General features: G+C 64.7%; 24 protein-coding genes. 10 read left to right on the forward strand and 14 right to left on the reverse strand.

Annotation, left to right across the window (positions count from 1 at the left end; all coding sequences use genetic code 11):
- Positions 1-34: 34 nt before the first annotated feature.
- From MUB52_RS01980 to MUB52_RS01990, 3 genes are all read left to right on the forward strand, one after another.
- Complete coding sequence (locus MUB52_RS01980; protein WP_263842501.1) at positions 35-1129, forward strand: site-specific DNA-methyltransferase; 1095 nt, start codon at positions 35-37, stop codon at positions 1127-1129.
- A 139-nt stretch (positions 1130-1268) separates the two neighbouring features.
- Positions 1269-1829 carry a TetR/AcrR family transcriptional regulator gene (locus MUB52_RS01985; RefSeq protein WP_263842502.1) on the forward strand — a complete coding sequence of 187 codons (561 nt, stop codon included), beginning with the start codon at positions 1269-1271 and terminating at the stop codon, positions 1827-1829.
- Between the two features lie 43 nt (positions 1830-1872).
- Positions 1873-2625, forward strand: coding sequence for an SDR family NAD(P)-dependent oxidoreductase (locus MUB52_RS01990; RefSeq protein WP_263842503.1), 753 nt, complete (start codon positions 1873-1875; stop codon positions 2623-2625).
- A 40-nt stretch (positions 2626-2665) separates the two neighbouring features.
- On the opposite strand, the gene MUB52_RS01995 is transcribed toward MUB52_RS01990, so the two are convergent.
- From MUB52_RS01995 to mutY, 3 genes are all read right to left on the reverse strand, one after another.
- A complete protein-coding gene (locus tag MUB52_RS01995; RefSeq protein WP_263842504.1) occupies positions 2666-3064 on the reverse strand; it encodes a response regulator in 399 nt (132 codons plus the stop codon).
- A 96-nt stretch (positions 3065-3160) separates the two neighbouring features.
- Positions 3161-4309 (reverse strand): alkane 1-monooxygenase, encoded by a 1149-nt coding sequence (locus tag MUB52_RS02000; protein WP_263842505.1) that lies wholly within the window; start codon positions 4307-4309, stop codon positions 3161-3163.
- A gap of 87 nt (positions 4310-4396) precedes the next feature.
- A complete protein-coding gene (mutY, locus tag MUB52_RS02005) occupies positions 4397-5473 on the reverse strand; it encodes an A/G-specific adenine glycosylase (protein WP_263842506.1) in 1077 nt (358 codons plus the stop codon).
- An 84-nt stretch (positions 5474-5557) separates the two neighbouring features.
- On the opposite strand from mutY, the gene MUB52_RS02010 reads away from it, so the two are divergent.
- The gene (locus MUB52_RS02010; protein WP_263842507.1) at positions 5558-6067 is read left to right on the forward strand and encodes a DUF721 domain-containing protein; all 510 of its coding nucleotides are present in this window, start codon (positions 5558-5560) and stop codon (positions 6065-6067) included.
- Between the two features lie 13 nt (positions 6068-6080).
- Positions 6081-6758, forward strand: coding sequence for a DsbA family protein (locus MUB52_RS02015; RefSeq protein ID WP_263842508.1), 678 nt, complete (start codon positions 6081-6083; stop codon positions 6756-6758).
- A 181-nt stretch (positions 6759-6939) separates the two neighbouring features.
- Here the strand turns inward: MUB52_RS02015 and lpxK are convergent, their stop codons facing one another.
- The 6 genes from lpxK to MUB52_RS02045 all read right to left on the reverse strand — a co-directional run bounded on the left by lpxK (position 6940) and on the right by MUB52_RS02045 (position 13236).
- On the reverse strand, positions 6940-7932 hold the full coding sequence (gene lpxK, locus MUB52_RS02020; RefSeq protein WP_263842509.1) for a tetraacyldisaccharide 4'-kinase: 993 nt from the start codon (positions 7930-7932) through the stop codon (positions 6940-6942).
- The gene (locus MUB52_RS02025) at positions 7919-9166 is read right to left on the reverse strand and encodes a 3-deoxy-D-manno-octulosonic acid transferase (RefSeq protein ID WP_263842510.1); all 1248 of its coding nucleotides are present in this window, start codon (positions 9164-9166) and stop codon (positions 7919-7921) included. Before MUB52_RS02025 ends, lpxK begins: the two co-directional genes overlap by 14 nt.
- Positions 9167-9172: 6 nt before the next feature.
- Positions 9173-9415, reverse strand: a complete 243-nt coding sequence (locus MUB52_RS02030; RefSeq protein ID WP_263842511.1) for a DUF4170 domain-containing protein — start codon at positions 9413-9415, stop codon at positions 9173-9175.
- 57 nt (positions 9416-9472) lie between these two features.
- Positions 9473-10258: an inositol monophosphatase family protein gene (locus tag MUB52_RS02035; protein WP_263842512.1), complete on the reverse strand. Its 786-nt coding sequence runs from the start codon at positions 10256-10258 to the stop codon at positions 9473-9475.
- Positions 10245-11591, reverse strand: coding sequence for a TldD/PmbA family protein (locus tag MUB52_RS02040; protein ID WP_263842513.1), 1347 nt, complete (start codon positions 11589-11591; stop codon positions 10245-10247). The genes MUB52_RS02035 and MUB52_RS02040 overlap by 14 nt, the downstream gene beginning before the upstream one ends.
- A gap of 121 nt (positions 11592-11712) precedes the next feature.
- Positions 11713-13236, reverse strand: coding sequence for a DUF2125 domain-containing protein (locus tag MUB52_RS02045; RefSeq protein ID WP_263842514.1), 1524 nt, complete (start codon positions 13234-13236; stop codon positions 11713-11715).
- A gap of 231 nt (positions 13237-13467) precedes the next feature.
- Here MUB52_RS02045 and MUB52_RS02050 point away from each other — a divergent pair, with 231 nt between their 5' ends.
- A complete protein-coding gene (locus MUB52_RS02050) occupies positions 13468-14217 on the forward strand; it encodes an SDR family oxidoreductase (protein ID WP_263842515.1) in 750 nt (249 codons plus the stop codon).
- Positions 14214-14858: an enoyl-CoA hydratase/isomerase family protein gene (locus MUB52_RS02055; RefSeq protein WP_263842516.1), complete on the forward strand. Its 645-nt coding sequence runs from the start codon at positions 14214-14216 to the stop codon at positions 14856-14858. Before MUB52_RS02050 ends, MUB52_RS02055 begins: the two co-directional genes overlap by 4 nt.
- On the opposite strand, the gene MUB52_RS02060 is transcribed toward MUB52_RS02055, so the two are convergent.
- Positions 14826-15119 (reverse strand): HNH endonuclease, encoded by a 294-nt coding sequence (locus MUB52_RS02060; RefSeq protein ID WP_263842517.1) that lies wholly within the window; start codon positions 15117-15119, stop codon positions 14826-14828. The two genes, MUB52_RS02055 and MUB52_RS02060, sit on opposite strands and share 33 nt — an antisense overlap.
- 73 nt (positions 15120-15192) lie before the next feature.
- On the opposite strand from MUB52_RS02060, the gene MUB52_RS02065 reads away from it, so the two are divergent.
- Both MUB52_RS02065 and MUB52_RS02070 read left to right on the forward strand, forming a co-directional pair.
- A complete protein-coding gene (locus MUB52_RS02065) occupies positions 15193-16527 on the forward strand; it encodes a mechanosensitive ion channel family protein (protein WP_263842518.1) in 1335 nt (444 codons plus the stop codon).
- Complete coding sequence (locus MUB52_RS02070) at positions 16524-17708, forward strand: TIGR03862 family flavoprotein (protein WP_263842519.1); 1185 nt, start codon at positions 16524-16526, stop codon at positions 17706-17708. The genes MUB52_RS02065 and MUB52_RS02070 overlap by 4 nt, the downstream gene beginning before the upstream one ends.
- Here MUB52_RS02070 and MUB52_RS02075 read toward each other — a convergent pair.
- Entirely contained in the window at positions 17687-18271 is a 585-nt protein-coding gene (locus tag MUB52_RS02075; RefSeq protein ID WP_263842520.1) for a glutathione S-transferase family protein, read from the reverse strand. The genes MUB52_RS02070 and MUB52_RS02075 overlap by 22 nt on opposite strands.
- A 138-nt stretch (positions 18272-18409) precedes the next feature.
- Here MUB52_RS02075 and MUB52_RS02080 point away from each other — a divergent pair, with 138 nt between their 5' ends.
- A complete protein-coding gene (locus MUB52_RS02080) occupies positions 18410-18835 on the forward strand; it encodes a GFA family protein (protein WP_263842521.1) in 426 nt (141 codons plus the stop codon).
- Positions 18836-18838: 3 nt separating this feature from the next.
- Here the strand turns inward: MUB52_RS02080 and holA are convergent, their stop codons facing one another.
- From holA to leuS, 3 genes are read right to left on the reverse strand one after another with little or no spacing between them, the layout of a single operon-like run.
- Positions 18839-19840 (reverse strand): DNA polymerase III subunit delta, encoded by a 1002-nt coding sequence (gene holA, locus MUB52_RS02085; RefSeq protein ID WP_263842522.1) that lies wholly within the window; start codon positions 19838-19840, stop codon positions 18839-18841.
- The gene (gene lptE / locus MUB52_RS02090) at positions 19840-20316 is read right to left on the reverse strand and encodes an LPS assembly lipoprotein LptE (protein ID WP_263842523.1); all 477 of its coding nucleotides are present in this window, start codon (positions 20314-20316) and stop codon (positions 19840-19842) included. Before lptE ends, holA begins: the two co-directional genes overlap by 1 nt.
- Entirely contained in the window at positions 20303-22855 is a 2553-nt protein-coding gene (gene leuS, locus MUB52_RS02095; RefSeq protein WP_263842524.1) for a leucine--tRNA ligase, read from the reverse strand. Before leuS ends, lptE begins: the two co-directional genes overlap by 14 nt.
- Positions 22856-22889: the final 34 nt, after the last annotated feature.

The raw sequence follows: 22889 nt of genomic DNA on the forward strand, positions 1-22889 counted from the left end.
AGTGCAGAACGCACCGGGACAGAGGCAGATACCGATGACGAAGACGAAAGGCGCCGCGGCGCTTCCACTCAACACGATTCTGGACGGCGATTGCGTCGCGGCGATGAACTCTCTGCCCGAGGCCTCCGTCGACCTGATTTTTGCCGATCCGCCCTATAACCTGCAGCTCAAGGGCGAGCTGCATCGGCCGGACAACTCGCGCGTCGATGCGGTGGATGACGCCTGGGACCAGTTCTCGAGTTTTCAGGCCTATGACGGGTTCACGCGCGCTTGGCTGGCCGCCGCGCGACGGCTGCTGAAGCCGGATGGCGCGATCTGGGTGATCGGCAGCTATCACAATATCTTCCGCGTCGGCGCCGCGCTTCAGGATGCAGGCTTCTGGATCCTGAATGACGTGGTCTGGCGCAAGTCGAACCCGATGCCGAATTTCCGCGGCAAGCGGTTCACCAATGCCCATGAGACGATGATCTGGGCGGGCAAGTCCGAGGACAGCAAGTACACGTTCAACTACGAGGCGCTGAAGGCGCTGAACGAGGGCATTCAGATGCGCTCGGACTGGGTGCTGCCGATCTGCAACGGGCACGAGCGGCTGAAGGATGAGAGGGGCGAGAAGGCCCACCCGACGCAGAAACCGGAAGGGCTGCTGCACCGGGTGCTCGTTGGCTCGACCAACCCAGGCGATGTGGTGCTGGACCCGTTCTTCGGAACCGGCACGACGGGCGCCGTGGCGAAGATGCTCGGGCGTGAGTTCATCGGGATCGAACGTGAGGCGGCCTATCGCAAGGTGGCGGAGAAGCGGATCGCCAAGGTGCGTAAGTTCGACCGCGAAGCCTTGCAGGTAACGACGTCGAAACGGTCCGAACCGCGCGTGCCCTTCGGCCAGCTGGTCGAGCGCGGGATGCTGCGTCCGGGGGAAGAACTCTACTCTCCGCGCGGCCAGGTCGCCAAGGTGCGCGCCGACGGAACCCTGATCGGCACTGACGTGAAGGGGTCGATCCACCAGGTGGGGGCACATCTGGAAGGGGCGCCGAGCTGTAACGGCTGGACCTACTGGACTTTCAAGAAAGAGGGAAAGAAAATCCCCATCGACGTGCTGCGTCAGCAGATACGGTCAGAAATGGCGAATTAACTCACAGACTTACCGAACACCGCCGGTGCCTGTGGCCTTTTGAACGAGGCTGCCTTTGGAAGGCACACACCTGAACCTCGCCCATCGTGGCGAGGTTTTTTTTCTTGATCTTAAGGGGGCTACCTACTACTTGGTAGACATGGATACGAAGACCGCCCTTCTCGAGTCGGCCGAACGGCTCGCACGTCAGCGTGGGTTCGATGCCTTCAGCTATGCGGATCTCTCCAAGGAGGTGGGTATCCGCAAGGCCAGCATCCATCACCATTTCCCGACCAAGGCCGATCTGGCGGCAGAGTTGATGATACGCTACCGCGAGAGCTTTATGGCGTCCCTCGACGACATCGCTCGGACAGAGCCGACGGCGGGCGCGCAATTGACTGCATATTTCGCCCGCTACAAGGCGGCGATGAATGGCGGCGCGCAGGTCTGCCTCTGCGTCTCCTTCAGTGTGAGCGTCAGCAGTTTCGATGCGCCTGTGGTTCGACAGATCAACCGCTTTCACGCAGAGAGCCTCGCTTGGCTCGAACGGCTGTTCGAATTGGCGCAGAGGGACGGATCTATCGTAGGGGTCGTCGATCCGGCGGAAGACGCGCAGGCCTGCCTGGCTGTTGTGGAAGGCGCGCAGCTGGTCGCGCGGGCCAGCGGCGACCTCGCCGACTTTGATGCCGCGATCCGAACGACGGTGCGGCGCGTCGTGTAAAAAATTTTCATCTCTAAACCAACCAACTAGTAGGAAGATACATATGTTCGAAAACAAGACAGTGATTGTGACCGGAGGTGCCTCTGGCATCGGCAAGGAGGTGGCCGCGCGTTTTGCGCAGGCGGGCTCTAATGTGGTCATCAACGGGCGCGATGCCGTGAAGCTCGACCGCGTAGCGGCAGAGATCGGGGCCAGGGCGGTGGCCGGTGACATCGCCGATGTGTCGACCGCCGTGCGGATCGTGGCCCAGGCCGAGGCGGCCTTTGGCGGTGTCGACATCCTGATCAACAATGCAGGCATCTTCGCGCCCAAACCCTTCCTCGATCAGACAGAGGCAGAGTATGATGCCTTTGTCGACACGATCCTGAAGGGCAAGTTCTTCATGGCGCAGGCGGCGGCCAGGTCGATGATCCGGCGCGGCGGCGGGGCGATTGTGCAAACAGGCTCGATGTGGGCCTTGCAGGCGATCGGCGCCACACCGTCGGCGGCTTACTCTGCGGCCAACGCCGGCGTGCATCAGATGGTGCGTAACCTCGCGCTCGAGCTGGCCGATCACAGCATTCGGATCAACGCGGTGGCGCCAGCGGTTGTCGAAACACCCGTCTACAGCACCTTCATGTCCGAGGAGGAGGTTGCCGCGACCCTGCCAGGGTTCAACGCCTTTCATCCGCTCGGCCGGAACGGGCAGCCGGGCGATGTCGCGGACGCGATCCTCTTCCTGGCCTCGGACAAAGCCGCCTGGATCACCGGAACGGTCCTGCCGGTTGATGGTGGCGTAATGGCGGGTCGGAACTGATGCGGCGGCGGGGTCCTCGCAGCCGTGCGGGCCCCGCGGCTCAGCTCACCCGTTTGGGCCGTGCGTTGTGATTGAGCGCCGCGTGGATGTAGCGCGCGCCGAAATCCGACTTGTTCACCACATGGATCACCCCGGCAGATTGGGCCTTGTCGAACATAAAGGGCGTCGGCCAATCGCTGACCATGACGATCGGAATCTTCGAGAACTCCGGATTTTCCGAAAGCTCCAGGGCGAAATTGGCGCCCGTGCCGTCAGGAAGATTGTTGTCGAGCAGGATGATGCTGGTCTGATAGCGCGCCATATGTTCGCGCGCTTCTTCGATCGTTGCGGCGACCGCCACAAAGACATTCTTGAAACTCTTGTCCATGATCCGCCTGATCCGTTCCTGATCGAACTTGCTGTCTTCGACGATCAGGCAGGTCTGCGTTTTGGCGCCCATGGGATGTGCTGCATTTTGCTGCGGCATTCTCTGCTCTCACCTAGCTCCACCTGAGCGGCATTTTAGTCAGATAATGCTTAAGATATCGTGATCGCTTCAGCGCGGCATCGGGTTTTCGGCACGGTTGTAGGCGCTCCAGTCGGTGATCTCTGGGTAGTACGTCTTGCGCCAGCGCCGCACACGCGGATTCATGATGCGGCGCCAGAGCGGCGGCATCATCGCCGCCATCGTCATGACCGGGTAGCCGTAGGGCAGCTGGGGGGCATCATCCTCTGAATAGGTCTGAAGCACGGGGAAGCGCCGATCGGGTTTGAAGTGGTGATCCGAGTGGCGCTGCAGGTTGATCAGCAGCCAGTTCGAGACGCGGTGATCCGCGTTCCAGGAATGCCGGGGTTTGACGTGTTCGTATTTTCCGTCGCCTAGGTGTGCGCGGGTCAGGCCGTAGTGCTCGATGTAGTTCACGAGCTCGAGCTGCCAGATCGCTGTGCCGGCCTGGATCAGGAAGAGCACGAGCCCCGACCAGCCGCCGAGCATGAGCGCCAGGGCCAGCATCCCCCCTTGCAGCGCCCAGTACCGGACAAAGGGGTTGGAGCGGTGGTGCCAAGGCAAGCCCTTGCGCGCGAGCATCTGTTTCTCGGCCATGAAGGCCGAGCGCAGCGATTGCCACAGCACGCGCGGGTAGAACCGGTGAAAGCCTTCGTTGTAGCGCGCGGTCACCGCGTCCTTGGGCGTGCCGACATACCGGTGATGCACGAGCAGATGCTCGGACCGGAAATGTGAATAGAGCACCATGGCGAGCAGGATGTCCGCCATCCAGCGCTCGGTCTTGTTTTTCTGGTGCATCAGCTCGTGGCTGTAGTTGATGCCGATGGTGCCGGTGATCACGCCGACACCGAAGAAAAGGCCGATGCGCTCTGCGGTGCCCAGATGCTCGGCCTGCGGGACGTACCAGATCAGGCTGAAGAGCAGGCAGAACTGCACCGGCGCCCAGATCAGCGTGATGGCACGATACCAGAAGAGGTGCTGCGCGTCGGTCTGCGGATCGGCGTTGCTGGTGTCATGGCCGAACAGCGCATCGAGCGCGGAGAAGAGAAACCAGGTGAGCACAGGGAGCAGAGCCACCGTCCAGCCGCCTTGGGTCGCGCCGACCCAGGCCACGGGTACCAGAAGCAGCGACACCCAGAAAGGCGCGGCCCGCGTCGGGCGGACCAGATCGGCGAGGGGGACTGTGGGCTGTTGTGCCATGGGCCCGTCATATCGCAGCACATCGGTTTCGGCCAAGTGTGACGTTGCGCGCTGCGCAGGCGAGGAGCGCGCGGTCGGATCTTGGCACTAGAAGTGCGCCCGCGCCAGATCAAAGGCCTTGCGCATGACGGTCGGCAGGTCGCTTGGGCGAAAGCCCTGGGCGGGCACGAAGGTGCCGCGGGTCGGAGTCACCGCGCTGTCGAGCCGCGCCACGCGGACTTCGAGGATCAGGTGGAAGTGGGTGAAGGTGTGGCGCACCTCGGCCGGCAGCGCGTCCCAGGGGGCTTCGGCAGGCGCACCCGTCTCGGAGAGGGCCGAGCCGCTGTCGACCCACTCTGAGCCGGGCCAGCCGAGCATCCCGCCCAGAAGGCCGGTCTCGGGGCGGGTTTCGAGCAGCCAGGCGCCGTCCGTGCGTTGCCCGATGAAGACGATGCCTTGTCGCGTCGGCTTGGCTTTCTTGGGCGTTTTCCGCGGCAGGTCGGGCGCCGTGCCGCGCGCGCGCGCGCGACACGGCGCCCGCCACGGACAGATCCCGCAGGCAGGCGACTTCGGCGTGCAGATGGTGGCGCCCAGGTCCATCACCGCCTGCGCATAGTCGCCCGGTCGTTCGGTGGGCGTGAGTATCTCTGCCAGCGCCATGAGATCGGGTTTGACCGCAGGAAGCGGCGCATGAACATCATGCAGGCGCGCCATGACCCGTTCGACATTCCCGTCAAGTACGGTATGGCGGAGATCGAAGGCGATGGAGGCAATGGCCGCCGCCGTGTAAGGGCCGATGCCCGGCAGTTTGAGTAGTGCTGCGTGATCGGCCGGGAACCGGCCGTCATGGTCCGCCACCACGGTGCGTGCGCACTTCAGAAGGTTGCGGGCGCGCGCGTAGTAACCCAATCCAGCCCACTCGCCCATGACCTCCGCGTCCTCCGCCGCCGCGAGATCGCGCACCGTCGGCCAACGCGAGGTGAACCGGTGAAAGTAGTCCCTGACTGCGGCGACCGTCGTCTGCTGGAGCATGACTTCGGACATCCAGACGCGGTAGGGATCGGGCCTCTCGCCCGCCTTTCGGGCCTCGGGCGAGACGCGCCACGGCATTTTGCGGGCATGCACATCGTACCAATCCAGGAGCGCGGCGTTCAAATCCTTGGGAGCATCGGTCAGGTCACGCAATGTTTATGGGTCCCCTTCTGCTTTGGCTGGTTGGCGGCTGTTGGACAGGCTATGCTGTCGCAACGGGTTCACGGAATGATAGCGATGCCGCCAAGACGCGCCAGTACAAAAGGATTTACCCGCACCGGCAGCCTGCTGACGGGCCGGATCAAGGCCGCGTCGGAACGCCGGGGATTCGCGCAAAGCCGTCTTCTGACCCACTGGGCCGAGGTCATCGGCGAAGATGTGGCGGCCGTCGCCCGCCCGGTTGATGTGAGCTACGGACGCGCCGGCATGGGGGCGACGCTCACACTGCTGACCACCGGCCCGCAGGCTCCGATGCTGGAGATGCAGAAGGAAAAGCTGCGCGCGAAGGTCAACGCCGTTTACGGCTACAATGCGATCGCGCGCATCCGGATCACGCAGACGGCCGCAACCGGATTTGCCGAAGGTCAGGTCGCCTTCGCACCCGCAAAGCCAGTCAAGGACGACGCTGCGGTCCATCCCGACATTCGCCGCAAGGCGCAACAGACCGCAGAACCGGTGCAGGACGCAGGGCTGCGCGACGCGCTGACGCGCCTGGCCGAAAACATACTGACCAGAACAAACCGCTGAAAGGGAAACTCTGATGTCACGACTGATGATCATCTCCGCCGCTGTGGCCGTGCTCGGGGTGGGGGCGTATTTTGTCACCTCGCCGGGGTCATCCACATCGGTGTCGCCTGCAGATCCGCTGGGCGCTGCCCATGCGCAGGGCACCGAGGCCGAGATCGACACCTCCACGATTGCCGAGATGCGCCTTGGCAACCCAGATGCGCCGGTTACAGTGATCGAATATGCGTCCTTCACCTGCCCGCATTGTGCGACGTTCCACTCCGGGCCTTACAAGCAGCTCAAGGCCGATTACATCGATACCGGCAAGATCAACTTCGTCTACCGCGAGGTCTACTTCGACCGTTATGGTCTCTGGGCGTCGATGATCGCGCGCTGCGCAGGCACGCCCCAGAGCTTCTTCGGGATGACCGATCTGATCTATCAGCAGCAATCGACCTGGGCCCGTGCGGGCGATCCGACCGAGATTGTCGGCGAGCTGCGCAAGATCGGTGCGCTGGCGGGGCTGGATGCCGAGAAGATGGAAGCCTGCCTGCAGGATGGCGACAACGCCCGGACCCTGGTCGCGTGGTATCAGGAAAATGCCGAGGAGCATGGCATCGATAGCACGCCCAGCTTCGTGATCAACGGCCAGAAGTACTCGAACATGTCCTATGCCGAGATGGCCGAGCTGATCGACGCGGCCGCCGAGTGAGGTCCTGCGAACGGGCTGCCAAACCCTGCGGTTGACAGTCGAGTCTGGAGAATCCAGCTCGTGGCCGAAAGGACGAAACTGGAGCTTTTCGTCTTTCACCTGAAACAGGGTGATTCACCTATTGCGTTGATTTCATGGAAATCAGGCACCATTGGGTGACTAAGGTGTATGGCGCACTGCTTTAGGGCGTGGGCAGGGCATCGAGCGTGTCGAACAGGGCGTTCGGCGTGTCCTCAAAGGTGAGCCGTACGGGCAGGGTGATCACCTTGGTGCGGTAGGTGGCGGGCAGCCGCACCGCATCCTTTTCGGTGGTGACAAGCTGCGCCCCGCGTGCCTTCGCATCCGCATCCAGCCGGGCCATCAGTGCGGGGGTGAGCGGCTGGTGATCCTCAAGCGCTTCGGCATGTACGAGATCGGCGCCGAGCGACCGCAGCGTGGCAAAGAACTTCTCCGGATGGCCGATGCCCGCGAAGGCGACAACCCGTGTGTCGGCCCAGTCCATGCCGGTCTGAAGCGGGCTCAACCTGGCCGCGACACGCGGGACTTGCAGTGCCGTCGGTGCCTGGAATTGCGCCTGGGTCGCGGCATCGCCCAGCGTGAGCAGCACATCCGCGCGGGCAAGACCCACCGAGACCGGCTCGCGCAGCGGGCCCGCGGGCAGGCAGCGCCCGTTGCCGAAGCCGCGTTCCGCATCCACGACCACGATGCTGAGATCCTTGTGCAGCGCAGGGTTTTGAAACCCGTCGTCCAGAACCACCACGCTCGCCCCCGCGGCCTCGGCGGCCCGCCCCCCTGCTGCGCGGTCCTCGGCCACCCAGACCTCGGCGAAGGCGGCGAGCAACAGCGGCTCGTCGCCCACATCCGCAGCGCTGTGGCGCGCGGGGTCGACCTGAACCGGCCCGGTCAGGCGCCCGCCATAGCCGCGCGTGACCACATGTGGCCTGTGAAAGGCCCCAGAGAGCCGCTCGACCACTGCCATGACGGTGGGTGTCTTGCCGGTGCCACCCGCGTTGATGTTGCCCACGCAGATGACCGGCACCCCAAGCCTGTCCGGTTGCGTGCTCGCGAGGCGGCGGGCGGTCGCGCGGGCATAAAGCCAGCCGAGCGGCGCAAGCAGCCGCGCCATCACCCCGGGGCGTTGCGGTGACTTGAACCAGAAGTCAGGCGCGCGCATTCTTCTGCTCCAACCGGGTGTCCAGCGTCTCTTCGACGAGCTCGATCACCCGGTCGGTCAGCTCTGCGCCCTGGCTGATCACGTCCCACCCCGCGTGAGCCATCGCGGCGGCTTGGTCCGGCGCGATGAGCCGGGTCACGGCCGAGCCCAGCGTCTGGGCGTCTTTCACGATCCGTGCGGCGCCGGCATTGGCCAGCCGGCTGTAAAACGGCAGGTACCGGCGAACGTTCGGGCCATAAAGCACCGCCGATCCCAGTGCTGCCGCTTCGAAGGGGTTGCCGCCACCGTGGCCGGGCACCAGTGAACTGCCGAGAAACGACACGGGCGCGAGGCGGTAGAAGAGGCCAAGATCATCCGCATCCTCGGCCACCATCACTTGCGTGGTCTCGTTCGGCTCGCCGGGCGCGGACCAGTCGCTGACCCGAAACCCTTCAAGCGCGGCCTTCTCCGACATCACCCCGGCCTGGTCGCGCACGGCGGGCTGGAGGATCAGCAACAGCCTGTGCGAAAAGCGCAGCGCATGGCGATGGGCGGCAAAGATCATATCCGTTTCTTCCGCGCGCACAGCAGTCGCCAGCCAGACGGGACGCCCCCCCAGCGTCTTGGTCATCTCGGCGAGATCGGTGTCGTCGCAGGGCAACGCCTGTCCGCCCGCCTGTAAGGGCGGTGTGACCTCGATCTCGGACCGCCGCAGCCCGAGCTGTTGCAGCCGGGACGCGGCCTGGGTCGACCGGGCCATGAGCGCGACGAACTCGGACAGGAGTTCGCGGGTCAGATCCGGCAGCCAGCGGTCCCTCCGGCCGTCAAACCCGCCGGTGTCCGCGTCGATGAGCACCATCGGGCAGCCCTTGCGCTGTGTTTCCTGCACGAGGATCGGACGCAGCCCGCCCCAGGCCCAGATACACATGTCGGGCGCCCAATGATCCAGAAACCGATCCACCGCCGCAGGGTGTTCCGAGGGCAGCTCATCCAGATGCAGCGGCTCGCGCGCCGGGCTCGCGGTCCTGGCTGCGTCAAGGCTGTTGCGATCCGGCAGGGTGATCAGCACCCGCAGCCCGTCCCGCGCCACGCAGAGCCTTTGGGCCAGATCCTGCAGGGCCAGCAGGTTGCTTGCCTCGGCGGCGTGCAGCCAGACCAGTTCGGCCTGCGGGCGCGGACCCGAGGGGGTGAAGGCCCGGTCCGCCGATCGGCGCGACAACGCACGATACGCCGCCATGCTGAAGGAGCGGCCCATGGCCTCTTAGCCCAGCTCTTCGGTCGCCGATGCCTCTGTCTCCTCATCCCGCAAGCGGTGCAGATGCGCTATGAAATAGCGCATATGGGCGTTGTCCACCGTCCGCTGCGCCTCGGATTTCCATGCGTTGAACGCCGCGTCATAGTTCGGGAAGATGCCCACGATGTGGATATCGTCCACATTCTTGAACGTATTGCGGGTTGGGTCGACCAATTCGCCTCCGAAGACGAGATGCAGCCGTTGCGTCATGGGTCTTGTCCTTTGATGCGGAGAGTTGGCGGAATGTCGCGTGTCTCGCAGCCGGGGTCAAGCCGCGTCGGGGGCGAGCGCTGCAAGCACCTCAGCATGCAGTTTCGGTCCTGCAGCAATCACGCCATTGAGCTGCGGTGTCGCATTGTTGAAGCGCAGCGGCGCGCCGGACTTGTCGGTACAGACACCGCCTGCCTCTGTCACGATCAGCGCACCGGCGGCGATGTCCCACTCCCAGCTGGGCCGGAAGGTCAGCATCGCGTCGAACCGCGCCTCGGCCACCAGGCCCAACCGATAAGCAAGCGATGGGCGATGCGCCCGTCGAAACCCGGGCTCGCCCGCGGCCCAGTGGCGCGGCTCCATGACCGGCTTCGCGGCCAGCACATCGGCCGTGGGCAGATGCGCCACATCCGAGGCTGTCAGCCGCGCGCCGTTGCAGAACGCGCCCTCACCCAACGCGGCAGTATAGAGTTTGTCGCGCAGTGGCAGATAGACGGCCGCCGCCGTGATCCGGCCGCCATGCGAAACGGCGACCGAATGCGCCCATGTGCGCGAGCCTTCGACGAAGCTGCGAGTCCCGTCGATGGGATCGACGATAAACAGAGTCTCCTGATCAAGACGGTCCGGTCCGTCTTCGCTTTCCTCCGACAGCCAGCCGTAGTCGGGCCGGGCACTGCGCAGGGCGGTCTCAAGAGCGCGGTTCACGGCGAGATCCGCCTCGGTCACCGGTCCGGCGTTGCCGGGCTTGTCCCAGCTCTGGGCGGTCTTGCCGGCGAAGCCCGTCGCCACGCGGCCCGCCAGCCGGATCGCATCGGTGATCAGGGCAAGGTCAGTTTCCTGCAAGGGTCATTCCCGAGACCAGCAGCGACGGCACCACGCGGCTGAGGTGCGGGCGCGCATCATTCGCGGGCACGATACTGCGCAGCATGTCGCGCAGGTTGCCAGCGATGGTGCATTCGTTGATCGCATGGGTGATCTCGCCATTCTCGACCCAATGGCCCGCCGCCCCGCGGGAATAATCGCCCGTGTTCGGGTTGATTGTCGAGCCGATCATCGAGGTCACCAGAAGCCCGGTGCCCATATCGCGGATCAGATCGTCGCGGGACGCCTCTCCTTCGGTCAGCGTGACGTTCCAGGTGGTGGGCGAGGGGCCGGATGACGTGCCACGCCCGGCGTTTGCGGTGGACGCCATCCCAAGCTTGCGGCCAGTGGCAAGATCCAGCGTCCAGCCGGTGAGCACGCCCATGTCCACGATACGGCGCGGTTGGGTCGGTAACCCTTCTGCATCAAAGAGGCGCGACGCGGCAACCCGCGGGCGGTGCGGGTCTTCCAGCAGAGACAGATGTGCGGGCAGCACGGCTTCGCCCTTGGCATCGCGCAGCCAGGACGCGCCGCGCGCGATAGAGGCGCCGTTCGCCGCGACCAGAAGGTGACCGATCAGGGTCGCGGCCACGCGTTCGTCGAAGAGCACCGGGTAGCTGCCCGTGGGCGGTTTGCGCGCGCCGAGCCGCTCGACGGCGCGTTCGGCTGCCCGGGTGCCGATCTCGTGCGGGTCGCGCAGATCGGATTGGAAAGTCCGGCTGTCCCCATCGACATCCCGCTCCATCGCGCTGCCGCTTCCGGCGATGGCCACGCAGGACAGCGCGCGCCGGGTCCGCCGGTAGCCCGCGGAGAACCCGTTTGTGGCCGCAAGGTGCATGTGCTGCGCAGAATACCCCGCGGAGGCCGATTGCACCTGGGTGATCTCCCCGTTCTCCAAGGCGGCGGCTTCCGCCGCCTGCGCGTCCTCCTGCAGCTCTTCCGGCGAGGGTTCGGCGCTGGGGTCGTATAACTCAAGTGCGCTCGAATCGAGGTCCTTAGCGAGTTGCTCGGGCGCGGCGAGACCGGCGTGCGGATCCTCCGGCGCCTCCTTCGCCATGGCCACGGCGCGGACGGCCATCTCCGCCAGGGTCGAGCCCCGTGTGTCGGAGGCCGAAACAGTCGCGCTGCGCTGGCCCACGAAGACGCGCAGGCCAAGGTCGATGGCTTCGGCCCGTTCAGCCTGTTCCAAAACGCCGGCACGCACGTCGATGTCGAGGGATGTGCCCTCGACCGCCACCGCATCTGCGGCGTCAGCTCCGGCGCTGCGGGCCGCATCGAGCATCTGTTCGGTCAGGTCCGCGAGGGAGAGTGTCATGCAGGTCGCTCCAATTCAGTTCCCCGTGAGGTAGCGGGGTCATGGGCCTCCTGCAAGGCGCCAGCGCAAAAAGGGGCGCAGCGGCGCCCCTTATCGTGCCAATCTGCATGGAGTTGGCCGGCTACTGGATGCGCTGACCGTTGGCCATGATATGCCCTTCCTTGTTGATCTCGATCTTCGAGGTCAACGTGTCCGGCGCATCACCCGGCACCGCCAGGAGGCCCATCATCATGCGGGCCCCCATCGCCTGATCTTCGGGCAGCAGCCCGATATTGACCAGCGTGTCGATCAGCATGTTGCCACCAACCAGCTTGAGGTCGGCCGCCCCGACAGCTTTCGGTGGGCCGAACTCTGCGGAGTTGTCGAGGGTAAAGGCCCCTTCGCCCGTCAATTCCGCGCCAGCGACGCTGACCTGCAACCGATTGATGTCAACCGAATCGACTTCTCCCATGACAAAGTCAGGCCCCGTGACGGCGTCTGCAGCGGAGGGGTCCAGGAAATCGAAGAGCAGCCGCGCCTTGCCCGCCAGGTCGAGCACGACGGTCGCAGGGTCGCGCGGCAGCTGTTGGCCGGGATCGAAGATCGACCAGAGCGCTTCGGAGATGGAAAACTCGTTGAAGGCAAACCCCAGGGCGAAGTCCTGCACCTCCTCCGACGTCTGCAGGGGCATGGCGAGGTTGAAGCGCGCAGTCTCCATATCGAGTTCCAGCGGCAGTGGCAGCTGGCTGCCGGACATCGCCAGTTTCAAGTCGTTCTGATCGCCCGAGTATTCAAGTCCATCGGCGCCCATGGTCACGTTGAGCGTACCGCCGGTCGAGGAGGTCTGAGCGGTGAACGCCGGCGCGCCGTTTTCGACAACGCTGATCTCGGAGCTGCCGCCGGTATAGCCAAAGGTGCCGTTTGCAGTCATTCCCGCCGCGATCAGAGCCGACATGTCGGTGGCCCGCACAACCGCCAAAGGCAGGGCACTGCTGCCGGCAAAATTCAGCCCGTCGATGCTGCTGCTCAGATCGAGATCGCCGGTACCGTCAGGGTCCTTGAAGCGCACGTCGTAGGATACCGTATCGGCCAGAGCGCGCTGGTCGTAAACCCGCTTGCCGCCAACGGTCGACTGGGTGGTGCCCGAGAGCCCGTCGAGCACAAGGCGCCCCGCTGCGTCCTCGGCGCTGATCTCTTCGCCATCGACGGTCAGGCCGGTCAGCACCATCTCGATGCGCTCGGCGGCATAGGTGTTCGTCATGTCTGTGGGCACACCGGTCACGACCATGTCCATGCCGGTTGTGCGCACCTCCATATCGAGATCGACGTCAGAGGCCGACGGATCCCTCAGTTCGATCTCCAAGGCCGTCGTGTCGGGATAGATCACGTTGACCGAACCGTCCCCGTTCTCGCGGAACTCCAACTGGCCCAAGCGCATCACCATGGAGCTGCCGTCGCCCAGATCCGGCGCCGTCATCTCGATCGCCTCGACGGTCAGCGTGTCGCCCGATTGGGTCTCGGTTGCCGTCATCTCGTAGCCAACGGCGGTCATGTAGTCCTGCCAGTCCGCCCAGACGTCCTGCGCCGTCACATCGGCCTGTGCAGCACCTGCCAGCAGCAGTGCCATCGTTCCGCCGGAGGCTGTGCGGATACCAAGAAAAGTCATGCTTTTGTCCTTATCACCAACTCTATCGCTTCGGCTGTTCGTTGAACCATAGACCATCGCGTCTGGCGGTCGAACCGCAGGCGAAAGGCTGCCAGAAGTGATCCAGCACAAAGCCGAAGTGCTTTATCGCGCGCATGGTCTGCGATGGCTTGGAGATGGTCAAGGGGAAGTGGCTCTGGACCCTCTGCCCTTCGCCCTCTACGACTCGGACACAGAGACGGAGGGCTGCTGATGGATATGACGGGAAAGACGGTTCTGATCACCGGCGCAAGCCGTGGCATCGGAGCAGAGACGGCACGCGTCTTTGCGCGGGCCGGCGCCAATGTGGCGCTGGTGGCCCGCGGACAGACCGAGATCGCGGATCTGGCGGGCGAGATCGGCCAACAGGCCATCGCCATCCCCTGCAACGTGGCGAGCAACCGCGAGGTCAGCGCCGCGGTCGAAACGACGGTCGATACCTTCGGGGGGCTCGACGTATTGATCAACAATGCAGGTGTCATCGAGCCGATTTCGCATCTCAGCACCTCGGACGTGCAGGCCTGGGGGGACGTGATCGATATCAACCTCAAGGGCGTCTACTACGGGATGCGCGCCGCGGTGCCGGTGATGAAGGCCGCAGGTGGCGGTTCGGTGCTGACGATCAGCTCAGGTGCTGCGCACGGGCCGGTGGAAGCCTGGAGCCACTATTGCGCCTCCAAGGCGGCGGTGAACATGCTGACACGCTGCCTCGACAATGAAGAAGCGTCGCACGGCATCCGCGCCATGGGCCTTTCGCCCGGCACGGTTGCCACACAGATGCAGCGCGAGATCAAAGCGAGCGGCATCAACCCGGTGAGCCAGCTCGACTGGGATGTGCATATCCCCGCGGACTGGCCGGCGCGCGCGCTCTTGTGGATGTGCAGCCCGGAGGCGGATGCGTGGTGCGGACAGGAGATTTCCCTTCGCGATGAAGACATCCGCCGCAAGGCGGGTCTCATATGATCGAGGTTGACCGCGCAGGCGATGTCTGGACGGTCACCCTCAACCGGCCCGACAAGGCCAACGCGCTGACCGAGGACATGTTGCGGGATCTGAGGGATGCCATGCGCGCCGCACAGGAGGCACCCGCCGTGATCCTGACCGGCGCGGGCAAGGTCTTCAGCGCGGGCGCCGATCTTGAGGCGGCGCGGGCCGGGCTGGCGACATCACCTCTTTGGGAAGAGCTATCCGGGGCGGTGGCCAGCTTGCCGGGGCTGACGGTCGCGGCGCTGAACGGGACGTTGGCGGGCGGGGCCATGGGCATGGCGCTGGCCTGCGACATCCGCATCGCGGTGCCAGCGGCACGATTCTTCTACCCGGTGATGAAACTGGGGTTCCTGCCGCAGCCCAGTGATCCGCCACGCATGGCGGCGCTGATCGGAGCGGCGCGCACGAAGCTGATCCTGATGGGCGGACAGAAGATCGACGCCGAGGAAGCGCTGCGCTTCGGGCTGATCGACCGGATCGTGCCGCCCGAGGACCTGCTGGCCCAGGCGCGGGCGCTGGCCGCCGACACTGTGGCGGCCGAGCGCGAGCTGGCGCGCCAGATCAAGGATATGTGCCACGCGTCCCTATCGCTTTCGCCGCCCGCCGGGCACTTTTGACAGGAACCCGGGCGGGCGTTTCCGAACCCAGGAAATGAATTTCTGCAATCGCGGATGATCGCGCAACGCCTCGATGGTCGAGAAGTCCCGCGCCAGCTCTGCCTCGGTCAGCGTGGCGTGAATCTCGCGGTGACAGATGTGATGCAGCAGCACCGTCGGCCCGCCCTTGCCGCCTTTCAGCTTCGGGATCAGGTGGTGCAGGCTCTGCTTGACGTCCGGAGGGATCGGACGCGTGCAGAGCGGGCAGATCGGATCGGACATCTGGGCTTGCTCCGGCAGACGGTGACGGGCAAGACTTTAGGTGTCACTTGGGGGATGAAAAGGGGGCATTCGAGTGGACTTCGACCTCGCCGCACAGCCGGAGATCGTGCAACAGGCGGCGGAGTATGCGGTCATGGTCCTGGATCTTGCCCGGTCCTGGGTCCTGAGCCCCGAGGCATGGTCGCAGTTTGCGTTGCTGATCGTGGCGTATCTGCTTGCGCTGCTGGTCGCACGGCGGCTGCGCGGCGTTCTGACCCGCGTGCTGACCCCGCCTGACGGGTCCGAGACTTTGCTGTCGCAGGCGCGGCAGGCGCTGCTGCTCGGCTTGCCGCTGCTCCTGCCGCTGCTGGCCTATGTCTTCACGGCCATTGGTGAGAGCGTCGTGCGCTCGCTCTTCGACAGCGGCGCGGTGATCGCCTTTGGCAAGCGGCTCTTTCTGTTCCTCGCCATACGCACGCTGGTGCGAGAGATCATCGCTGACCCGTTCCTGAAGTTGCTCGGACGCTATCTGCTGCTGCCCATCGCCGCGCTCTACACCGTGGGGCTGCTCGACCCGCTGGTGGCGCAGCTGAACGAGATGACCGTGACGCTGGGCAACATCTCCTTTTCGGTGATGTCGCTGGTGCGCGGGGTGATCGCGGGAGGCGTGCTCTTCTGGCTGGGCGGCTGGTCCACGCGCCAGACTTCGCAGTTCATCGAGGCGCAGCAGGACATGCGGCCTTCGTTGCGGCAGCTCACGGCGAAGGCCATCGAGTTCACCATTTTCGCAGTCGCTTTCCTGCTGCTGCTGAACATCATGGGCATCAACCTCAGCGCTCTGGCTGTGATCGGTGGGGCGATCGGTGTTGGCCTCGGCTTCGGGCTGCAGAAGATCGCGTCGAACTTCATCTCCGGTGTGATCCTGCTGATCGAAGGGCAGGCGACGGTGGGCGATTATGTGGAGCTTGACGGCGGCGAAGCAGGCCAGATCGTGAAGATGACCGCGCGCGCCGCGATTCTCGAGACGTTCGATGGCCGATGGATCGTGGTGCCGAACGAGGATTTCATCACGACACGCGTGGTGAATTATTCCGACAGCGGCTCGGCCAACCGCTATGAGGCGCCGTTCTCCGTCAGCTACGACACCGACATCAACCGCGTGCCGCCAATCATCGAAGCGGCGGTGGCGACGCATCCGGATGTGCTCGACGCGCCCTATCCGCCCGATTGCGAGCTGCGCGGCTTCGGTGACAGCGGCATCGACTTCGCCGTGGAGTTCTGGGTGAACGGGCTCGACGACGGGCCGAACAAATACACCTCGGACGTGCTCTTCCTGATCTGGAACGCGCTGAAGGACAACGACATCGAAATCCCCTATCCGCACAGGGTGGTGGAGTTCAAAGGCGACGCACCACAGGTCTCTGGGTGAGCCACGCGCTGGTGATCGGGGCCGGACCCGCAGGGTTGATGGCCGCCGAAGAACTGGCCCGCGCCGGCCATGCAGTGATGGTCTGCGAGGCCAAACCATCAGTTGCGCGCAAGTTTCTCATGGCGGGAAAGTCGGGTCTCAACCTGGCCAAGGATGAACCGTTTGAGGCGATGCTGCCGCGCTACTTCGAAGCGGCACGTCCCTTGCGTCCAATCCTCGAGAGCTTCGACGCACAGGCCGTGCAGGACTGGGCGCGGGGTCTGGGACAGGAGATCTTCACCGGTTCGACGGGCCGGGTCTTCCCGCGCGCAATGAAAGCCTCGCCGCTGCTGCGTGCGTGGTTACAGCGGCTGGGCTCGGCAGGTGTGGCGTTTCGCACCAACATGGGCTGGCAGGGCTGGGAGGGTGGCATGACCGTCTTCGACGGGCCGCAGGGGCGCGAAGCGATTGTCGCGGACGTCACCGTTCTGGCGCTGGGCGGCGCAAGCTGGGCCCGGCTTGGTTCGGACGGCGCTTGGACCGGACATCTCGCCACCCGCGGCGTGGCGCTCAGCCGTTTTGAACCTGCCAACGTCGGGTTGCAGATCGGCTGGTCCGATCACATGGGCAAACATCTTGGTCATGCGCTGAAAGGCGTGCGGTTCAAAGCCGGTCCGATGTCTTCGCGCGGCGAAGCCGTGATCAGCGAGACCGGGATCGAGGGAGGTGGTATTTACGAGGTCAGCCGTGCTGTCCGCCTGCAGCACCGCCTGTCGGTCGATTTTCTGCCGGACCTGGATCAGAGCACGGTCGCGGCCCGACTCTCCCGGCCGCGCGGCAAGGCAAGCCTCTCCACCCACCTGCGCAAAGCGCTGCGGCTCGATCCGGTGAAGCTCGCGCTTGCGCAGGAGATGGCCCGCCCCCTCCCGCAGGACCCCGAGGCACTGGCGCGGGTGCTGAAGCACCTGCGGCTGGAGCATCAGGGCCTGCGCCCGATGGACCAGGCGATTTCCGTCGCAGGCGGTGTGCGCTTCGACGCGCTCACACCCGGTCTGATGCTGAAACAGGTGCCGGGCGTCTTCTGCGCGGGGGAGATGATCGATTGGGAAGCGCCCACGGGCGGCTATCTCATCACCGCGTGCCTCGCCACCGGGCGCTGGGCCGGGCGCGGCGCGGCCGCCTATGCCGCCGAGGCGGCTTGAAACGCCGGCCGGTCGCGCAGGGCCTTGCCGTAGTGAAAGAGCTTGTCGTCCGTGCGCGGAAATCTGGCACCAATCGCCCAGTTCAGGCAGTGGCAGGCGAGAATATCCGGCACTGTGATCTCGTCCCCCATCAGGAACGGGCCGTCGAGCCGGTCTGAGAGGATCGCCGCCGAGCGCTCGAATTCGAATTTGAGCGCGTCTTTCACGGCGGGCACGCGCCGCTCTTCGGGCAGGGCAAAGCTGTGCTTGGCCGCCGCCCAGAGAATCGCGTCGAATTCGTCGATCAGCCAGAAGGTCAGCGCGTCCTGATGCGCCCGGGCCACGCTGCCCGCAGGTGCCGTGAGCCTGCCGTGCTTGTCAGCCAGATAGGTCATGATCGCAACCGAATCGGTCAGCACCGCGTCCCCGTCGACCAGCGCGGGGATCTTGCCAAGCGGGTTGTAGGCCAAGGCCTCGGGGCTGCGCGCGCCGGCGTTGATGTGCTCATACGGCTGGCCCAATTCCTCCAGCATCCACAACACACGGAGGGCACGCGACTTGGTGGCACCGATGACCTTGTACATGTTCGAAAGTCTCCCCAGAAGAAATGGCCTCGGTCTACACTTCCACGCGAGACAGATGCTGACAACTGTTGCCATAAACTGTCAGGGGCCTGTGCGACCAATGAACACGACCAGAGTTCAAACAAGTGGAGTGATGAGATGTCCAAGACCGGAGGGTGCCTCTGCGGCGCCGTGACCTACACCCTGAAAGACGAACCGGCAGAGATCGGCGCGTGCCACTGCAACATGTGCCGCAAGTGGAGCGGGGGCATCTACATCGGTCTCGAGGCCAAGCCGGATGCGGTCGAGATCAAAGGCGCGGACAATCTGACAACCTATGCCTCATCGGAATGGGCGGAGCGGGCGTTCTGCAAGACCTGCGGCAGCAGCCTGTACTACCGCGTGACCGCGCCAGGCCCGCACGCGGGGACCTACCATTTCGGCGCGGGTACAGTGGACGATCTGGGTGACGCGAAAATGACGGGCGAGCTCTTCATCGACAACAAGCCGAAGGGCTACAGCTTTGCGGAGAAGACGCATCAGATGACCACGGACGAGGTGATGGCGCTGTTTGCGCCCGAGTGAGGCTTAGCGCCCGCCCAGCATGGCCAAACGGATGAAGGCACGTTCGACCAGCGCCATGCCCGGCGCATTCTGACCCGCCGAGCGGAGCTGAAGATCGGTGTCGGTCAGGAGTGTGATGGCCGTCTCCAGCTTGGCAGCACCCCATTGACGCGACTGTGCGATCATGCGGTCGCGGTTCGGGCCGAAGATCGCGGGCCGCCCCGACGTGTCGCTGGCCGCGCGGTGCAGGGCGCGGAAATGGCGCATCGCGCCGATGCAGAGCCCCACCGGCGTGGCGCCCTGTGCGGCCAGCTTCTGCATCACCGGTCCGATCTCCTGCGGGCGCGCTTCGGCGACGACCATCAGGATGTCATCCACATCCGCTTCGGTCGACGTGGGGGCGCAGGCCGTGATATCCGCTAGCGAGACCGGTGCCGCGTCGCCCATCTTGTAAAGCGCGAGCTTTTCGATGGTCTGGCGAAAGTCGCCCGGGTCGATGAGCTGCGCCAGATCGGTCAGCGCCGCCATGGCGTCCGGCGGGATGTCGGTTAGCCCAGCATCGCGCAGAGTACCCTCGATCTCGTCGCGCGTGGGCGGATTGTCATAGATCGCGGCGGCATAGGCCTGCGGGTGCGCCTCGAAGGCCTTGCGGATTTTCGACGTGGGTTTGAGCGCGCCTGCGGTCACCACGATCTGTGCATCTCCCGGCCGCCAGTCTTCCAATGCGGCGAGCACTGCGGGTGCCGCCGTATCGTTTACCTCCTCGACGAAGACGGCGCGCGGGCCGGGGAAGAACCCAACCGCCTTGACCGCATCCATCAGCAGCGCGGGATCCTTGCGGATATCGGTCCCACTCATCCGGCTGAGGCGCATCTCCTCCTCGGCGCTCTCGCCCAGAAGCGCCGAGAGCATCTGCTGGCGTTTGAGCGCCACGCGCATGCCGTCAGCGCCGTAGATCAGAAGGCCGGCCTTGGTTTCATCCGGCTTTGCGAAGTACGCGTTGGCGTCGCGGGTCGAGAGCTTCATCAGAGGTCGGCGACAAGGACGCGGGTGACGATCTGATCGGCGAGAAGGACCATCAGCCGCCGCTCCGCATCGCGCTCGGCCGCAAGCGTGGCAACGGTCGTGCCCGCTGCCGAATACCCGGTGAAGTTGTCCACCTGACCAGAGGTGATGACCCGGCCGGTATTCGCTTCGACAAGGGAATAGTCCGCGCGTCCGAGGATGTTGTAGCGCGTGATGTTGCCTTCGCGGTCCACCGCAAGGCTTTGCTGGCTGGAGCTCACACTCAGCGCGAGCCGATAGGTGGGATCGGCCGCGCGCCCGAGTCGCTCCTCGATCCGCTGGGTCACGAGGAAGCCGTTGCGCGTGTCGGGCTCGGAGACAGTGACGTTGTTTTGCAGCTTCGTCGCGCTGCCGCCCGGCGCATAGACCGGCGTGAAGCCGCAGGCGGCAAGCGCCAGCGGCAGCATCAACAGCGATCGGCGGTCAAACAACGACATTCACGATCCGTCCGGGTACAACGATGATCTTCTTGGGGCTTGCGCCGTCCAGCGTTCGGATCACAGCCTGATCTGCGAGGGCCGCCTTTTCAACCTCTTCTTTCGGTAGGTCGGTGGGCACGGTGATTTCCGCGCGGCGTTTGCCGTTGACCTGAACGGGCAGGGTGACGGTGTCGGAGACCAGCATCGCCTGATCCGCCTTGGGCCAGGGGGCCGTGGCGATCAGCCCCTGGCCGCCCTGATGCGCCCAGATATCCTCGGCCAGATGCGGTGTCATCGGCGACATGAGTTGCGCCAGGGTCATGACTGCCTCGCGCTGCGCGGCATGGCTCGCCTTGGATTTCTGCAAGGTGGCGGTGAAGGCATAGAGCTTGGCGATGGCGGCGTTGAAGCCAAAGCTCTCGATGCCCATGGTCACATCGTGGATGCAGCTGTGCATGGCACGCAGCAGATCCTCGTCGCCTTCGCCTTTCGCATCCTTGCCCATCGCGCCGATGCGGTCGCAGAGATTCCAGACCCGGGTCAGATGCTTGAAGGCGGCCTCGGCTCCGGCGGCGGTCCACTCCACGTCGCGCTCGGGTGGGCTGTCGCTCAGCACGAACCAGCGTGCGGTGTCGGCCCCGTAGGCCGAGATGATATTGACCGGGTCCACCACGTTTTTCTTCGACTTCGACATCTTCGCCGAAGGCACGACCTCGACCATCGGACCGTCGGCGCCGAGCCGGGCGCCGGACTCGGTCCAGTGAATGTCGTCCGGAAGGTGATAGACGGGCCGTCCTCTCTCGTCACGGGTCATGTAGATCTCATGCGTCACCATGCCTTGGGTGAAAAGCGCATCGAAGGGCTCTTCGGTGCCTTGCGGCAAATGCCCGGTGATCCGCATGGCCCGTGCGAAGAACCGCGAATAGAGCAGGTGCAGGATCGCATGCTCGATGCCGCCGATATATTGATCGACGTTCATCCAATAGGCAGCGTCCTCCATCGAGGTGGGCGTCTCGGCATCCGGGGCGGTGAAGCGGGCGAAGTACCACGATGAATCGACAAAGGTGTCCATCGTGTCGGTCTCGCGTTTGGCGGGCTTGCCGCAGGTGGGGCAGGCGGTGTCGCGCCAGGTCGGGTGCCGGTCGAGCGGGTTGCCCGGTACATCGAAGCTCACGTCATAGGGCAGCTCGATGGGCAGGTTCTCTTTCTTCTCCGGCACCACGCCGCAGTCATCGCAATGCACCACCGGGATCGGGCAGCCCCAATACCGCTGGCGGCTGAGGCCCCAGTCCCGCAGGCGGTATTTGGTTTGACCTTTGCCAAGGTCGTTGGCCTCGAAGTAATCGATGGTTGCGTCGATGCCGTCTTGGCTTGTTGTCTCACCAAGCCCCGCGAAATGGTCGATGTAGACGACCTTTTCGGTTTTCGCGGGGACAAGCGCCTCGGTCCCCACCTCGGTCTCACCCCCCGGCATGTAGAACGCATTCCGCACCGGCAGATCGTATTTGCGGGCGAAATCCAGATCCCGCTGGTCATGGGCCGGGCAGCCGAAAACGGCGCCCGTGCCATAGTCCATGAGAACGAAGTTGCCGATCCACACGGGCAACTCGACGCTCTCATAGACCGGGTGTTTCACCCGCAAGCCTGTGTCGATGCCCTTCTTCTCGGCCTTCTCCATGGCCGCTTCGGTCGTATCCATCTTGCGGCAGTCTTCGATGAAGGCAGTGAGCTCCGGGTTGCTGCCTTCCAGCGCCTTGGAGACCGGGTGGTCCGGCGAGACGGCTATGAAGGAGGCACCGCGCATGGTGTCGGGCCGGGTCGAGTAGCAGAGGATCGTGCCTCCGCCATCGGTGCGTTCAAAAGGGATCTCGATGCCGCGGCTCTCGCCGATCCAGTTCTCCTGCATCAGCCGCACCTTGGCGGGCCAGTTCTCCAAGCCTTCCAGCGCGTCTTTCAATTCGCCTGCCATATCGCTGATCTTGAAGAACCATTGCGTGAGCTCGCGCCGCTCCACCTCGGCACCCGAGCGCCAGCCCTTGCCGTCGATCACCTGCTCGTTGGCGAGCACGGTCATATCGACCGGGTCCCAGTTCACCTGGGCATTCTTGCGATAGACGAGCCCCGCTTCGAGGAAGTCGAGGAACAGCGCCTGCTGCTGGCCGTAATACTCCGGGTCGCAGGTGGCGAACTCGCGGGACCAGTCGATGGAGAGGCCCAAGGGCTTCATCTGGTCGCGCATGTCCTCGATGTTGCCATAGGTCCAGTCCTTCGGATGGCCACCAATGGCCATCGCCGCATTCTCGGCCGGCATGCCGAAGGCGTCCCAGCCCATCGGGTGCAGCACATTGTGGCCCGTTGCGAGCTTGTAGCGCGCGATCACGTCGCCCATGGTGTAGTTGCGCACATGCCCCATGTGGATGCGACCCGAGGGGTAGGGGAACATCTCAAGCACATAGTATTTCGGTTTGTCAGCGGAGCGCACGGCCTTGAAGATCTCGTCGCGCGCCCAGGCCGCTTGCCAGCGGGCCTCGATCTCGGCGGGTGTGTAACGCGTCATGATGCGTCCTTCTCACGTAAGAGCGCCGGGAGCC

It is taken from the genome of Roseobacter sinensis, assembly GCF_025755255.1.
In the GTDB taxonomy this organism is placed as follows: Bacteria; Pseudomonadota; Alphaproteobacteria; order Rhodobacterales; family Rhodobacteraceae; genus Roseobacter; species Roseobacter sinensis.

Coding starts and splice junctions, on each gene's coding strand:
- MUB52_RS01980 (WP_263842501.1), top strand. CDS start 35: ATGACGAAGACGAAAGGCGCCGCGGCGCTTCCACTCAACACGATTCTG.
- MUB52_RS01985 (WP_263842502.1), top strand. CDS start 1,269: ATGGATACGAAGACCGCCCTTCTCGAGTCGGCCGAACGGCTCGCACGT.
- MUB52_RS01990 (WP_263842503.1), top strand. CDS start 1,873: ATGTTCGAAAACAAGACAGTGATTGTGACCGGAGGTGCCTCTGGCATC.
- MUB52_RS01995 (WP_263842504.1), bottom strand. CDS start 3,064: ATGGGCGCCAAAACGCAGACCTGCCTGATCGTCGAAGACAGCAAGTTC.
- MUB52_RS02000 (WP_263842505.1), bottom strand. CDS start 4,309: ATGGCACAACAGCCCACAGTCCCCCTCGCCGATCTGGTCCGCCCGACG.
- MUB52_RS02010 (WP_263842507.1), top strand. CDS start 5,558: ATGCCGCCAAGACGCGCCAGTACAAAAGGATTTACCCGCACCGGCAGC.
- MUB52_RS02015 (WP_263842508.1), top strand. CDS start 6,081: ATGTCACGACTGATGATCATCTCCGCCGCTGTGGCCGTGCTCGGGGTG.
- lpxK (WP_263842509.1), bottom strand. CDS start 7,932: ATGCGCGCGCCTGACTTCTGGTTCAAGTCACCGCAACGCCCCGGGGTG.
- MUB52_RS02025 (WP_263842510.1), bottom strand. CDS start 9,166: ATGGGCCGCTCCTTCAGCATGGCGGCGTATCGTGCGTTGTCGCGCCGA.
- MUB52_RS02030 (WP_263842511.1), bottom strand. CDS start 9,415: ATGACGCAACGGCTGCATCTCGTCTTCGGAGGCGAATTGGTCGACCCA.
- MUB52_RS02040 (WP_263842513.1), bottom strand. CDS start 11,591: ATGACACTCTCCCTCGCGGACCTGACCGAACAGATGCTCGATGCGGCC.
- MUB52_RS02045 (WP_263842514.1), bottom strand. CDS start 13,236: ATGACTTTTCTTGGTATCCGCACAGCCTCCGGCGGAACGATGGCACTG.
- MUB52_RS02050 (WP_263842515.1), top strand. CDS start 13,468: ATGGATATGACGGGAAAGACGGTTCTGATCACCGGCGCAAGCCGTGGC.
- MUB52_RS02055 (WP_263842516.1), top strand. CDS start 14,214: ATGATCGAGGTTGACCGCGCAGGCGATGTCTGGACGGTCACCCTCAAC.
- MUB52_RS02060 (WP_263842517.1), bottom strand. CDS start 15,119: ATGTCCGATCCGATCTGCCCGCTCTGCACGCGTCCGATCCCTCCGGAC.
- MUB52_RS02075 (WP_263842520.1), bottom strand. CDS start 18,271: ATGTACAAGGTCATCGGTGCCACCAAGTCGCGTGCCCTCCGTGTGTTG.
- MUB52_RS02080 (WP_263842521.1), top strand. CDS start 18,410: ATGTCCAAGACCGGAGGGTGCCTCTGCGGCGCCGTGACCTACACCCTG.
- holA (WP_263842522.1), bottom strand. CDS start 19,840: ATGAAGCTCTCGACCCGCGACGCCAACGCGTACTTCGCAAAGCCGGAT.
- lptE (WP_263842523.1), bottom strand. CDS start 20,316: ATGTCGTTGTTTGACCGCCGATCGCTGTTGATGCTGCCGCTGGCGCTT.
- leuS (WP_263842524.1), bottom strand. CDS start 22,855: ATGACGCGTTACACACCCGCCGAGATCGAGGCCCGCTGGCAAGCGGCC.